This is a genomic window from Bacteroidota bacterium, assembly GCA_040388375.1.
In the GTDB taxonomy this organism is placed as follows: Bacteria; Bacteroidota; Bacteroidia; order UKL13-3; family UKL13-3; genus JAAFJM01.
This window is the reverse complement of sequence record JAZKBU010000003.1, coordinates 359639-374782: the sequence shown is the minus strand read 5'-3', so window position 1 is coordinate 374782 and position 15144 is coordinate 359639. Positions and strand designations below refer to the sequence as shown.

Genomic DNA, 15144 nt, shown 5'->3' with positions numbered 1-15144 from the left:
TTGCTTTTCTGTTTTAACATCATTTCACTATGCCAATACCTCAACTAAGGGATTTACGGTATATGAAAAATACGTAGTACTGCGTATAGTATTCAATTAAAGCATAGAATATGTTTGTCTACCTAAAACAAACTGTCTATGAAAAAAACAATACTCACATTATTGATTGCCTTAGCAACGGTAAATCTTTTTGCACAAAATGGCGAAAAGTACTTTAAAGACAAGGATTATGCACGTGCTCAATTCGCTTATGAGCGGGAAGTGCAAACCAATCCATCGTTATATTTAAACTTAGCTAAAAGTTATTTTGCTCAGCAAAAATTTGATGAAGCCATACAAGCTTTAAAACTATACAAAGAAAAATACAGCGGTGCTGATAAAGCAGAGGCTGATAAGTTGATTGGCTTATTGGAACGCAAAGATGAAATGGTAAAAGTAGAAAACTTAGGTGCTACTATTAATAGCAGCGATGAAGATTTTTTACCTCGTATTTTACAAGATGGAAAAACACTTTACTTCATTTCGGATAACAGGCCGGGAGCAAGTGGTAAAGAAGATGTTTTTGTAAGTAAGCTGGACGATAAAGGCATTTGGAAAGCGCCTGAACAGGTTTACCAGTTCAATACCAAAAGCAACGAAGGCTTATTATCTATTTCGCCTGATGAAAAAGTAGCTATACTATTTGGTAACTATCCCGGTAGTTTTGGTGGTGGTGATTTATTTTATAGTGTAAAAACAGAATCAGGCTGGAGTACACCTTGTAATATTGGAGGTAGTATTAATACCAAAATATGGGAGTCGTTAGCCTGTGTTGGGCCTGATGGAAAAACACTTATTTATTGTACAGATGTAACCGGTAGAGGCAGTGAAATGTTTATGACCACACTAACTGAAAATGGTTGGGCAAAACCCATTTCATTAGGAACAACCGTGAATACGACCCAGAGTGAAAAGTTTCCGTTTTTAGCTGCCGATGGTAAAACACTTTATTTCTCATCAAACGGTTTACCCGGCTTTGGTGAAGAAGATATTTTTGTAAGCCGCAGGCTTGATGATACCTGGACCAACTGGAGTACACCTGTTAATTTAGGTAAATACATCAATACTTTGGATGGTGATATGGATTTATCAATTCCTGCTTCGGGTAAGTTAGCTTATGTAGTACGCAGCGATGCACCCGATGGTTATGGAAAAGCGGATATATACAAATTTCTAATGCCTTTTAGTTTACGTCCGGAACAACTATTTAAACTTTTCGGAAATGTTTACAACGAAAAAGACAGTGCCGCACAGGTAAACATTAAATTTATTGATATGGCTACCAATACCGTTGTAACCAAAGCTACCAGTAACGATAGTACCGGGTATTATTCAGCAGCCTTGCCATTGAATAAAAAATACTTAGCCGTTATTGATATGAAAGGTTATTTATACTACAGCGAAGTAATTGATTTAACCAATCCTGACAAGTACCGTAAACGTTTTACTTTTCAGCAGAAAATAACTTTACAACGCAGCAGACTAGATGCCCTTAAAATTAAAATGGATAGTTTAAACTACCAGTTGGGTGTGCTTAACCAAACCAACACAGAAAAAATAAGAGAAACTTTTGATGCCTACGAAAAACAAACCCATGCATACAAAGCTGCTGTGGAGGAAATGGAAAACTTGCTTTACCAAGCCAAATACGACTGGATGACGGAAAACACGGAAGACCTGCAATTGCAAAAAGACTTCCAGGTTAAACGCGCGCAAATTGGTGTAACCTTTGAGCTAAAAAATATATTCTTCGACTTGGGTAAAGCAACGTTACGCGATGACTCTAAAAAGGAATTAGATAAGCTATATGAAATATTAAGCAATAGCGATATAGTAATAGAGTTAGGCGGCCATACGGATAGTATCGGTAAAGACGAAGCTAATCAGATTCTATCGCAGGAAAGGGTAAACAGTGTAAAAACATATTTAACCAATAAAGGTATTAACGGCAACAGAATTATGGCAGTTGGTTATGGCGAAAAGACACCCATTGCCAACAATGCAACTGACGAAGGCCGACAACTAAACCGAAGGGTTGAGGCTAAAATTTTAAAACTACAACAAGACAAAGAAGGTGCTGATGTAGCAACTGAAGATGATAAAAAGAAAAAAGAAGATCCGATAGCTGCAGCCGCTATTAAAAAAGGTGAGATGCTACCTTTACTACAAGCCGCTGCACGCAAAGGAGGTTTACCAAGCGGAAGCGAATGTAACACGGTTTACAAACCTATTAGTAACAATATACCTTATACACCTAATAAATATAACGGCTCATTTAACGGTACTGCTTTAAATATTGATGACAATATTTTAAAACGTTTCAACATTAGTTTGCTTAACCATGGCTACGAAATAAAAGGTATAAGCCAAGGTGTATCTATAACCTTTGTACGCGATGCAAAAAACTTAGCCGAAAACCATTTAGAATATTATTACAATAATCCGGATAGTATTGACTGGGGTGCAGGTTATACCAATATCAGGAACATTCAATTAAAACCACTTATCAAACTACCGTTAAATATTTTATGGGGTTGGGAAATAAAATACTTTGCCAGTAAAGGAACCGATGGTTTATACAACATAAACATTCCTTTAGGCTTAAGATATATTGCCAAAGTAAAACAATTTATAGTTGGGCCTGAGTTTATTTACAGCATAGGCGCACTGCGCAACGATAAAATAATGGATAATGTAAACCACACACGCATTGGTGTAAACGCCAGATGGAAGTTTATACAAGGTGGTTTATACAAAGCCTCAGGTAGTGAAATTAACTATTGGGGTTACAGAGTAGGATTAAGCTTCTAAAAACTGTTTTATATGCACTAAAAAGCTGTTTCATTGAACCGAAACAGCTTTTGGTGTTTTATAAGGTTTCCATAACACACTTATTACGTACTACAAAATACGTATTTCATGCGATAGATAGCTTATACATTTCATGCAATTTTGAAATACAAAATTTCCTTATTCATCATGAAAAAATTATTGATTATTTGTTGCGTTTTTGCACTCACTGCAAACCAATATGCACATGCGCAAAAAACCTTTCCTCAAATTTTAACTGCCAAATTTACCCTCAATGCCGAATGGAAAACCATTAGCGATGATGTAAGTAAAGTACTGGCCGGTGACTTAGAAGATATTGGTATGTTTAGTTGTGTAGATGGCAAAGAGCTTTGGAAACTGAACATGAAAGCAAAGTTTGGCAAGAAAAAATGTACCGACTGGCGCTGGTTAGAATCAAAAGCTCTGGTGAAAATTGAATTCAAAGGTGAAAAGAAAGGCGATGTTGTTACTTACTTCATAGATGATAAAACGATGGAAGTAGTTGCTGATGCTAATTCACGTACTGAAAAAACAAAACCAAATTCAAAATGGCAAGACAAAGGAACGCTTTCACTGAGTAATCCAAATGTAATTATTAATGCCAGTTACGAAAAAAGCTGGGGTGGTTCAGCCATGAGTTCATCAAAACGCAAAGTAAACTTAACCTGTGCAGGTGATATTAACTGGACACTTACTTTTGATGCCAGCCTCGTAGCCAGCTTATGTGGTAATACCAGTTCAAGTTATTTTGACAACCAATTGAGTTTAATGGCGCAGGACAATAAAGTATTTGCCATTTACGAAGGCATTACTTGTATTGATTTACAGTCAGGCAAAATACTGTGGCAAACCACTTTCGATAATTCACAATTTAACTTTGGTCTTTTTAAATCAACACAAACAGTAGGCCGTGCCGATTTTCCATTATTGGTTGGTAACGCCATATACATTGCCGACTTATCAAAAAACAATTACTGTATCAAAAAGCTAAATGCAGAGAACGGGAGTGTATTATGGAAATCAGAACCTATTGATAAAAATGCAGTAGTACCACAATTAATGATTGTAAATAATACATTGATAGCCCGTTTTGGTGGCGACATCATTACCCAATCGTACATTCCTAACCCAAACAGTTCAACACTTGATGTATGCAAAACCGAGTTTAAAATGATTGGCGATTTCGGCTTAAAAGCCTATGATTTAAATACTGGAAAACTGATTTGGGAAACGGAGAAAACAAAACCTGCCGGTGATAAATTTAGCAGCAGCATTAGCAATATTATTACCGATGATAAAAACATTTACGTAGCCTCTAATAAAAATGTTTTTGCTTTTGAGCCAAGTACAGGGAAAGTAATATTTAATGTAGAGAACAAAGGTCTGGATATAGGAGAGCCTATTAATTTACAATTCTTTAAAAACGATATACTGATTGAAGGACGTGAAGGTGTAGCCCGTTTAAGCAAAGCTGATGGTAAAAAAATATTTGGCACCAACACGGGTAATTGTTTCAGAACACAATTTGTAAGCGATGCCTTTTTTGTATGGACAGGTAAAGAGCCCGGTGACTTGAAAAAGTTTATCAGACTAGATATAGAAACTGGAGCTATACTGGGTAAAATAGACGACACCTATCGCCCTTGGTTTACAGAGGATGGAGAAGAGTTTGTAAAATTTGATGGTGGTAAAATATTACGCTTTAAAACAAAATAACAATACCTATGAAAACAGTAAAAAAACTAAGCATCACTATTGTATTGATAAACTTAACTGCTTTTTGCTGGGCACAGGAATATATTTATTTAAGCAGAGAAGGTATAAGAGACGTAATGAGAGTAAATATAGGTTATAGCAATTGGACATTAACACCTAAAGACAGCAACAGCGGCCATTCAGCTAACGGCATACATTTATCAAACGAAGTAAAAATAGTATCGGCCCTTTGGGATAAGAAAAGTGCATTCACCGTGCATGATGCTTTTTATTTCGATATTAACTTGGGTCTTTTACAAGGTGATGCACGCAAACCAACTGCCGGTGCTTCTGACAAGGAGAAAACATTCAGCATGAACACCAACTTCGGTTATTTGCTTTTAGCGGGCTACCGCAACAAAAAATGGGGTGCTTTGGCAGGTTTTGATTTCAGGTGGCAAACTTGCAATGCGGGGGGCTTTGGCACACCTAATTTAGATGGCGATTTATTTAACTTTACAAGACCTTTTGTAGTCCGAGGCGAATATTGTATTTCCGAATCGGTAGCCGATAAACGAGCCATTGGAACCATTTGGTACGACAGCGGCACCGATAATTACAGCAGGGCAACTTACTTTAGCTTCAGGGGAGAATATCCAATAGGTTCGCAAGGGCGTTGGTGGCTTTTAGGGCAATACACTTTTATGCAAAGCATAGGTGATGATAAATTTTATAGTGGCTCTGCTCCTTTTGTCAGCAACATGAATCAATTTATTATTGGTTTTAGGATACAAAATGCCTTGTTGTAAAAACAAAAAAGAGGTTGTTTATGGCAACCTCTTTTTATATCATTTTATACGCTTGTAAATTTAGCATGGTATAGAAAAATAAAAACAACTTCCTTTTCCTAACTCACTCTCCACCCAAATATTTCCATTGTTTTTAGCCAGTAAATCTTTACATAATTGCAAACCAATTCCGGTACCTTTTTCGTTTTTAGTACCGTATGTGCTTAAGTGGGTAGTAGCCGAGAACAATTTTTCAATATCACCAGCCGCTATCCCTGTTCCATTATCTGCTACACATACAATGGCTTCATTACCTTCCACAACAGCTTTAAGCGTAATCTTTCCATTGGGATTACTAAACTTAATGGCATTATTAATTAAATTACGGAATACTATTTTAAGCATTTCTATATCTGCTTTCACATTGATTGATTGGGCTATGTCAACTTCAAAAGAAATACCTTTATCTTCTGCAACGGATTTAAATAAGCCTACTTTATTTTCAACCAGTTCAAGCAAATTAACTTCTTGGAAAAATGCCTCCGTATTATTGATCTGGGTTTTAGCCCAACTCAATAAGTTATCAATCATATCGGCCGTTTCTCTTACTTTATGACTTAACGATTTAATAAATTCGGCTGCTTCATCTTCTGAAATATCGCCATCTTTATACATTTCTAAAATAGAGTTTATATTACGCAAAGGTGAGCGTAAATCATGTGCCACAATACTAAAAATTTTATCTTTTACTTTATTGGCTTCTTTTAACTCAACAGTAGTATTTTCAAGCTGCTTACTGGTTTCTTTTTCTCTTAAAACACTCAATTTCAACTCCAACAATTTTATAACCTGTTTGGCTATTATTTTCAAAGCTTCTTGTTGGTGATGGTTTAATATACGGGGCTCTCTGTCTATTACACAAATAGTACCCAAATTATATCCATCTTCAGTAGTTAAAGGCATACCCGCATAAAACCCTATATTGGGGTCTCCGGTAACTAAAGGATTGCTAGCGTATCGTTTATCATGCACAGCATCTTCAATAATATACAACTCATTGGTTAAAATAGCATTTTGGCAAAATGATATTTCTCTTGCCGTTTCTCTTACGGATAATCCAATATGCGCTTTAAACCATTGTCGCTTATCGTCAATCAATGAAACTAAAGAAATAGGTGTATTACATATACTTGATGCTAATTTAACGAGTTCATCAAAATCCGCTTCTTCTGGGGTATCAAGAATCTGATATTCCAGCAGTTTTTTCAATCTATCTTGCTCCACGTTTTTAGTCATAATGCTTGGTTTTGAGCAAATTTAACAATATAAAACTTTTTAGCAAGTCCAAAAAGTTTTACCTAATACTTGTTAAAATTCCTTCTAATTTTATTAATAAAGTATTGAAAAACAGCAAGCCATCTGCTATCTTATTTATATTAACCAATTGAAGTTGTAAAACTTTACCCGTTTGTTTCAATTTACTGCTCGAACCATTTTGTTGGATGAATTGTAGCAGTTGGCTGAACAACTCTGACTGATAATAAGCTTTGTTATTCTCGTTAGGAAAAGTGGCTATCAAAAGCTTATTTTTCAAAACCAGTTTCTCAAAACCAATGCGTTTAGCATACTCACGTAATTCTATAATTTTAATTAAATCAACTACCTGCTTAGGTAAAGGTCCAAACCTGTCCACCAAATCGTTGGCAAATTTTTCCAGTTCGCTACTTTCATTAATAGACGACAACTGGTTGTATAAACTTAAACGTTCGCCAATATTGCGCACATACTCATCCGGAATCAATGCCTCAAAATCAGTTTCAATTACACAGTCTTTGGCTTCTATTTTATGTATTTGCTGATCTTGAAATACATCGGCAAATTCATCTTCTTTTAATTCCTGAATGGCTTCGTCTAAAATTTTATGGTACATTTCAAAACCTATTTCCGAAATAAAGCCACTCTGCTCACCCCCCAGTAAATTACCCGAACCACGTATATCCAAATCGCGCATGGCCACATTAAAGCCACTGCCCAAATCGCTAAACTCTTCAATAGCATGCAACCTGCGTCTGGCATCAGCACTTAAAGTAGCCACACTTGGCACTAACAAATAGCAAAACGCTTTTTTATTATTACGCCCTACCCTTCCACGCATTTGGTGTAAATCACTTAAGCCAAACATTTGTGCATTGTTAATAATAATGGTATTGGCGTTGGATATATCTAAACCCGATTCAATAATGGTAGTAGCCACCAACACATCATACTCACCTTCAATAAAACGGACCATTACATCTTCCAGCTTATCGCCTTCCATTTGTCCGTGGGCCACACATACTTTTACCCCCGGGCATAAAAACTCAATTCTATTGGCTATATCATAAATATCCTTTACCCTGTGGTGTACTAAAAAAACCTGCCCTCCCCGTTCTACTTCGGTAAGCACCGCATCACGTAACAGCTCATCGTTATAAGAATGCAACTCCGTATTTACAGGCTGCCTGTTAGGTGGAGGTGTGTTAATAATTGATAAATCGCGGGCACCCATTAAACTAAAATTCAGGGTACGCGGAATAGGTGTAGCGGTAAGTGTTAAGGTATCAACATTTACTTTGATGCTTTTTAGTTTTTCCTTAGCAGCTACACCAAATTTTTGCTCTTCATCTATAATCATTAAGCCTAAGTTTTTAAACTTAATATCCTTACTTAAAATTTTATGCGTACCAATCAGTACATCTACTTTTCCCTCTGCAGTTCTCTTTAAAACATCCTTTTGTTCACTAGCTGTTTTAAACCTGTTTATATAATCAACCGTACAAGGAAAGTCTTTAAACCTTTCTTTAAAACTACGGTAATGTTGGTTAGCCAAAATGGTAGTAGGAACCAATATAGCTACTTGCTTACTATCACTTACGGCTTTAAAGGCCGCACGCATAGCTATTTCTGTTTTACCAAAACCCACATCACCACAAACCAATCTATCCATTGGGTGTGGGCTTTCCATGTCTTTTTTCACATCGGCAGTAGCTTTGGCCTGGTCAGGCGTATCTTCATACATAAAGCTCGCTTCTAACTCTACTTGCAAGTATGTATCTTCACTAAACTGAAACCCGCTTTGTGCTTTTCTTTTAGCGTATAATTGAATTAAATCTCGGGCTATATCTTTTACTTTCTTTTTAGTGGCTGTTTTTAATTTTTCCCATGCATCGCTACCCAGTTTATTTAAACGAGGCTCAGTGCCCTCTTTACCCGTAAATTTAGTTATTTTATGTAGCGAGTTAATGCTCACATATAACAAATCTTCGTTTTTATAAATAAGCCTCACCGCTTCCTGCACACGTCCGCTTACTTCTATTTTTTCCAAGCCGGCAAACTTGCCTATTCCGTGGTCAACATGCACTACAAAATCACCGGGCTTTAACTCCCTTAATTCTTTCAGTGTTATAATTTTCGAATTGTTATAACGTGTTTTTGATTTGCCTCTGTAAAACCTGTCAAACACCTGATGTTCCGTATAGCAGGCCAGTTTTAAATCATGGTCAATAAACCCTTTTGATATACCGTGGTAAACAGGATTAAACTCAATGGTTTTATCCAAATCGTTAAAAATAGTATATAACCTTTCTATCTGTTTACTGGTATCGCTAAATATTAAATTACTTAATTTTTGTTGTTGATTTTGTTTTAAATTTTCAATCAACATTTTAAAGTTTTTATGGAAAGTAGGTTGTGGTGAACAATTAAACTGCACCACTTCATCGTGGTCAAAGCCACCCTTTACCCCCATTTCAATACAGGCATAATTAACCAAACTACCTACCAGCTTCTCTCCACTTATCAGTACATCGTAAACAGATTCATATGCTATGGCATTCTCTGTATCCTTTTGCTCTTTTATACGTGCCAGGCCTAATTCAGCACGTTCTATTCCCGTAGATAATATCTCTGCACTCAGTCTTATATTTTCGGTAAAAAAAATAGTATCATCAGGCAAATAATCAAAAAAAGTCTGGCGTTGTTTTTCAGCCTGCTTTTGTACGTTGGGAATAATAAAAAATCGATCTACTTTGGTAACCGATAGCTGATCAACCGGGTTAAACACGCGAATACTTTCTATTATATCATCATTAAGCTCAATACGGTAGGGCATATCGTTGCTAAACGAAAATACATCAACAATACCACCACGAATACTGAAATGACCTGCTTCATAAACAAAGTCGCTTCTTTCAAAATGATGTTCCGTTAAAAAATCAATAAAAAATTCTAAGTCAAAAGTAGAACCTGCTTTTATCTCAAAAGTATTTTGTGTTAACTCCGTTTCGTTAATTACCAGCTCAGCCAAGGCATCAATGGTAGTAACTATTAAATCTCCCTTGCTCAACCTTTGGTTTAGCCTGTTTAATACTTCAGCCCGTTCCAATACCTGGTTGTTTTCAAGCATATCTATTTGAAAACTTCTTTTGTAGGAAGCAGGGAAATACAATACCGTTTTCCCTTCCATTAAACTTTCTAAATCAGCATAAAAATATTTGGCTTCATCAACATTGTTAAATACAAATACCTGTGTTCTGAAATTAAACTGATATATACAAGTGGCAACAATAGCATCAATACTACCTACCATTCCTTTTGCATGTACTTTAGCCTGTTTAGTTTTGTTTAAACTTTTAGCTATTTTATTTACACTTTCGCTTTGGCTGTAAAGCCCTATTAATTCTTGAATTTTCAATTATAAAATAAATAACAAAAACCCGAATAAAACTTATCCGGGTTTTTAAAATTAAAAATATACTTGCTTTAATTGCTTAAAGCTTTAAATAAATTATTTGGCTACTGCCATTCCATGTATAGCTTCAGCTAATGCCAAAATTAAACCCGGATTTTCTTCAAAAGCATTTCCCACCACTACCACATCAGCACCGGCATTTGCGGTTGCTATGGCTTGTTCAGCTGTTTTGATACCACCACCTACAAACAAAGGTAAACTGATACTCTTTTTCACTTCACTGATCATGCTGGCAGATATTGGGCGATGAGCTCCACTACCCGCATCCATATACATTACCTGTAAACCCAACATTTCGCCAGCCATAGCTGTACAAGCTGCAATACTATCTTTATCGTGCGGAATAGGCATGGTATTACTCATGTACATTACACTAGTTATATTACCTCCATCCACTATCATATAACCCGTAGGCATTACTTCTATGCCAGATTTTTTTAAACCCGGAGCAGCCAATACATGTTTACCAATTAATAAGTCTGGGTTTCTGCCACTAATCATACTTAAAAAAAGTATGGCATCGGCTTCATCGTGCACTTGCATAATATTACCCGGAAATAATACCACAGGAATTTTGGTATGTGCTTTTATAAGACTTACACATTTACTCCAAAAACCATTTGTAATTAAACTGCCACCCACTAAAATCAAATCGACATTTGCCTTGTTGCATAACTCGCAGGTAGTAAGCAATTGCGCTTCACTAGCTACACTATCAGGGTCAATTAAAACAGCCAATTGCTTGGTTCCTTTAGTCTTTTTTTGTTTTAATGCATTTAGTATAGTCAATGTCAAAATTTTGAATGGGCTTAAAAATAAATTTGCAAGGCAAATAAAGGCTAATTTTTTAATTTAATAATAATGCCTTTCGGTAAATTTATAGAATAGTAAATAAATTAAGGTTAGAATAATATTCTTAACTAAGCCATTACACAAACAAACAGTGCTGTTTAGCTAAAATAGTAATTCATATTACTTTGTTTTATTTTATACTATTCAACCATAAAACAAACTATAAACCAGTAGAATAAATAAACAAAAAAGCATAAAATAAATTTTACAAAAACTTAATCTGCCGTTTTCAAGTGATTGCCTTTTTCGTGCCATGCACTAAAAATTTAACACCGCAAAATTTATATTATTTGCCAAACCCACAGAAAAACACCTAGGTAATACTGGGTTTTTCAATCATTCTCAATTTGGTGTTGAAAAGTTTATCAATTAAAAAAAATTAGAAAAAAAACCGTGGATTACTTGTCATAAAAATTAGACAAACCACTGAAAACGTGTGTAGTTATACAAGCCGCTAAAGCCTTACCAACACTCACTTCGTTTTTGTGTAAAACTAGCTTATTAACACCCCATTTCTCAATATTTACTATATACTGGACACCCTTCTATTATACATTGTGGAAACACGAATTTGATTTAACACATTTTCGAGTGCACTTTTGGGAGACAAGTAAACAAGATTTCTATCGAAACTTTTAACAGATAAAACCTCGTCTATTTGAAACATAAAATAATTAATACCCTTATAACAATAAAATTACCAATATAAATGAGTAAAGCCAGCAAAAAAACCACCGATGCTAAAGGTCTTAAAATTGAAAGACACTTTACCAAAGAAGGTGTAAGTCCTTACGACATGTTTGAGTATGACTATCGCACCTCAATTATTAAAAATCCAAACGGAAGCGTTGTTTTTGAAATGAACAATGTAGAGGTCCCGAAGAGTTGGAGTCAGGTTGCTACCGATGTGTTAGCTCAAAAATATTTCCGTAAGGCTGGCGTTCCGCAACCCGATGGAACTATAGGTCGCGAAACAAGTATTAAACAGGTTGCTCACCGCATGGCTCATTGCTGGATGAAGTGGGGTGAAGACTATGGTTACTTCGATTCGCGCGAAGATGCTCAGATATTTTATGAAGAAATGGCTTACATGATTGTAGGACAATATGCAGCACCTAATTCACCACAATGGTTTAATACAGGTTTGCATAGTTCATACGGCATTACAGGTAAACCACAAGGACATTATTTTGTAAACCCAAAAACAGGCCAGTTAGAAAAATCAACTTCGGCTTACGAACGCCCGCAACCACACGCTTGCTTTATCCTTTCAGTAGATGATGATTTGGTAAACGATGGCGGTATTATGGATTTATGGGTTCGTGAAGCACGTATATTCAAATATGGTTCAGGTGTTGGTACCAACTTCTCACGCATTAGAGGTGCCAATGAAAAACTATCAGGTGGAGGTTCATCATCAGGTTTAATGAGTTTCCTTAAAATTGGAGACCGTTCAGCCGGTGCTATTAAATCAGGTGGCACTACAAGACGTGCTGCTAAAATGGTTTGTTTAGATTTAGACCATCCTGAGATTATTGAATTCATCAATTGGAAAAAGAACGAAGAACGTAAAGTAGCTGCTTTAATAGCTGCGGGTTATGCCAGCGATTATGAAGGCGAAGCTTATGCAACCGTTTCAGGTCAAAACTCAAATAACTCAGTTCGTATTCCGCACGAATTTTTCGAAGCATTAAACGAAGGAAAAAACTGGGATTTAAAAGCCCGTACCGATGGCCGTGTAATGAAATCAGTTCCTGCACAGGATATGTGGGATATGATTGCCAATGCAGCCTGGTCATGTGCCGATCCCGGTGTACAATACGATAGTACCATTAACGAGTGGCATACATGCCCAGAAGGTGGCCGTATCAATGCATCAAACCCTTGTTCAGAATACATGTTCTTAGATAATACTGCTTGTAATTTAGCTTCGTTAAACTTAATGAAGTATTTCAATGCAGAAACATTAGAGTTTGATGTAAAAGGATTTGAACACAGCAGTCGTCTTTGGACAATGGTGTTGGAGATTTCTGTATTGATGGCTCAGTTCCCATCAAAAGAAGTAGCTCAATTATCTTACGAATACCGCACCTTAGGTTTAGGTTATGCTAACTTAGGTTCATTGTTAATGATTTCGGGTATTCCTTACGACTCACCAAAAGCATTTGCTATTTGTGGAGCTATCACCGCCATTTTAAATGGAGTAGCTTACCAAACCTCAGCAGAAATGGCTAAATACCTTGGACCATTTGCTAAATACCAAGAAAACAAAAAACACATGTTGCGCGTAATGAGAAATCACCGCTACGCAGCATATAACGCTACCGATGCATACGAAGGTTTATCAGTTAAACCGGTAGGTATTGATCCTAAATATTGCCCTGATTATTTATTAACCGCTGCTACCAATGCTTGGGACAAAGCAGTACAAATGGGCGAAGAATACGGTTACCGCAATGCACAAGCTACAGTTATTGCGCCAACAGGAACCATTGGTTTAGTAATGGATTGCGATACAACAGGTATTGAGCCAGATTTTGCTTTGGTTAAATTCAAAAAATTATCAGGTGGTGGTTACTTTAAAATCATCAACATGGGTGTGCCTGCAGCTTTAAAAAGCTTAGGTTACAGCGAATCAGAAATAGATGCCATTATTAAATATGCTACAGGACATGCTACTTTAAAAGGTGCTCCACATATTAACCCTGAAAGTTTAACATTCCGTGGTTTCAACGAAGATGAAATTGCTAAATTAGACAAAGCTGCTGCTGGTGCATTTGAAATTGGCTTTGCATTTAACCAATGGACATTAGGCGAAGATTGTTTACTACGTTTAGGCTTTACCAGTGAAGAATACAACCACCCTAACTTTAACTTATTACGTAAATTAGGCTTTACCAAATCAGAAATTGAAGAGGCCAACGATTACATATGTGGTACCATGACTGTAGAAGGTGCGCCTTACTTAAAAGACGAACATTTACCAGTATTTGATTGTGCTAACAAATGTGGTAGCAAAGGCGAAAGATACATTGCTGCAACAGGTCATATCCGTATGATGGCAGCAGCACAACCATTTTTAAGTGGTGCTATTTCAAAAACCATTAACGTTCCAAACGAAGCAACCGAAGGCGATATTAAAGAATGTTATTACCTAAGCTGGAGTTTAGGCTTAAAAGCAAATGCTATTTACCGCGATGGCAGTAAATTAAGTCAACCACTTTCAAACAAATCAGATGTGAAAGATGAGGAAGACATCCAGGAAACAGTTGAATCAGTATTAGGCGAAGATGCTAACAAACCAGTTAGTGAGTTAAGCCCTGAGCAAGTATTGGAAGCAGCTACAGCTATATTAAACCGCACACACGATACAGCCTTTAAACATAAATTAGCAGGCGTTGTAGCCCGCAAAGCATTACCGGGTAAACGTGGTGGCTTTACACAAAAAGCTACCGTTGGCGGACAAACTATATTTGTACGTACAGGTGAATATGAAGATGGAACATTGGGTGAAATATTTGTTGACTTACACAAAGAAGGAGCAACTCTTCGTAGTTTAATGAACTGTTTCTCTATTGCTGTTTCATTAGGTTTACAATACGGTGTACCGTTAGATGAATACGTAGATAAATTTACCTTTACCCGCTTTGAACCTGCAGGTATGGTAAGCGGACATGATAATATTAAGAGCGCAACCTCTATTATTGATTACATGTTCCGTATGTTAGGATTTGAATACTTAGGCAGAGAAGACTTTATTCAAGTACCGCCAACTGAAACACAACGTAGTCATTTGGCAGTAAATCAACATAAAAACATTACGCCTTCGTCAGTACTTGTAAATCCAATTTACAATAGTAACGAAAGCCATATAACAGCCAAAGTAGAAACAGCTGCACCTACCATTGGTTTTGTTAGAGTTGAACCAATGCAACACGAAAAATTAAGTCCTGTTACCGATACATTGATAGCTCCAACAAAAGCAAAAACAGGTAATTTATTTGGCGACAGTTCAGCACCGGCATGTAGAGCTTGTGGTAACATGACCATGAGAGCAGGTACTTGCTACACATGTATGACTTGTGGTACAACCACAGGTTGCAGCTAAGCCACAATTAACGAGTCCGATGTGGGGACAAATTTATATAT

At 36.5% G+C, this 15144-nt stretch carries 7 protein-coding genes; 4 read left to right on the top strand and 3 right to left on the bottom strand.

The features are described 5' to 3' along the window. The first annotated feature begins 138 nt into the window (after positions 1–138). The 3 genes from V4538_04565 (at position 139) to V4538_04555 (ending at position 5375) form a co-directional block, all read left to right on the top strand. Positions 139–2850, top strand: coding sequence for an OmpA family protein (locus V4538_04565; GenBank protein MES2380290.1), 2712 nt, complete (start codon positions 139–141; stop codon positions 2848–2850). Between the two features lie 168 nt (positions 2851–3018). Then, positions 3019–4587 (top strand): PQQ-binding-like beta-propeller repeat protein, encoded by a 1569-nt coding sequence (locus V4538_04560; protein ID MES2380289.1) that lies wholly within the window; start codon positions 3019–3021, stop codon positions 4585–4587. Between the two features lie 8 nt (positions 4588–4595). Then, positions 4596–5375 (top strand): hypothetical protein, encoded by a 780-nt coding sequence (locus V4538_04555; GenBank protein ID MES2380288.1) that lies wholly within the window; start codon positions 4596–4598, stop codon positions 5373–5375. Positions 5376–5435: 60 nt separating this feature from the next. Here V4538_04555 and V4538_04550 read toward each other — a convergent pair whose 3' ends face one another. The 3 genes from V4538_04550 to V4538_04540 all read right to left on the bottom strand — a co-directional run bounded on the left by V4538_04550 (position 5436) and on the right by V4538_04540 (position 10932). Beyond that, complete coding sequence (locus V4538_04550; GenBank protein ID MES2380287.1) at positions 5436–6650, bottom strand: HAMP domain-containing sensor histidine kinase; 1215 nt, start codon at positions 6648–6650, stop codon at positions 5436–5438. 58 nt (positions 6651–6708) lie between these two features. Next, a complete protein-coding gene (gene mfd / locus V4538_04545) occupies positions 6709–10086 on the bottom strand; it encodes a transcription-repair coupling factor (protein MES2380286.1) in 3378 nt (1125 codons plus the stop codon). Between the two features lie 93 nt (positions 10087–10179). Next, entirely contained in the window at positions 10180–10932 is a 753-nt protein-coding gene (locus tag V4538_04540; GenBank protein ID MES2380285.1) for a geranylgeranylglyceryl/heptaprenylglyceryl phosphate synthase, read from the bottom strand. Between the two features lie 772 nt (positions 10933–11704). Here V4538_04540 and V4538_04535 point away from each other — a divergent pair. After that, the gene (locus V4538_04535) at positions 11705–15103 is read left to right on the top strand and encodes a vitamin B12-dependent ribonucleotide reductase (protein ID MES2380284.1); all 3399 of its coding nucleotides are present in this window, start codon (positions 11705–11707) and stop codon (positions 15101–15103) included. The last annotated feature ends 41 nt before the right edge of the window (positions 15104–15144 follow it).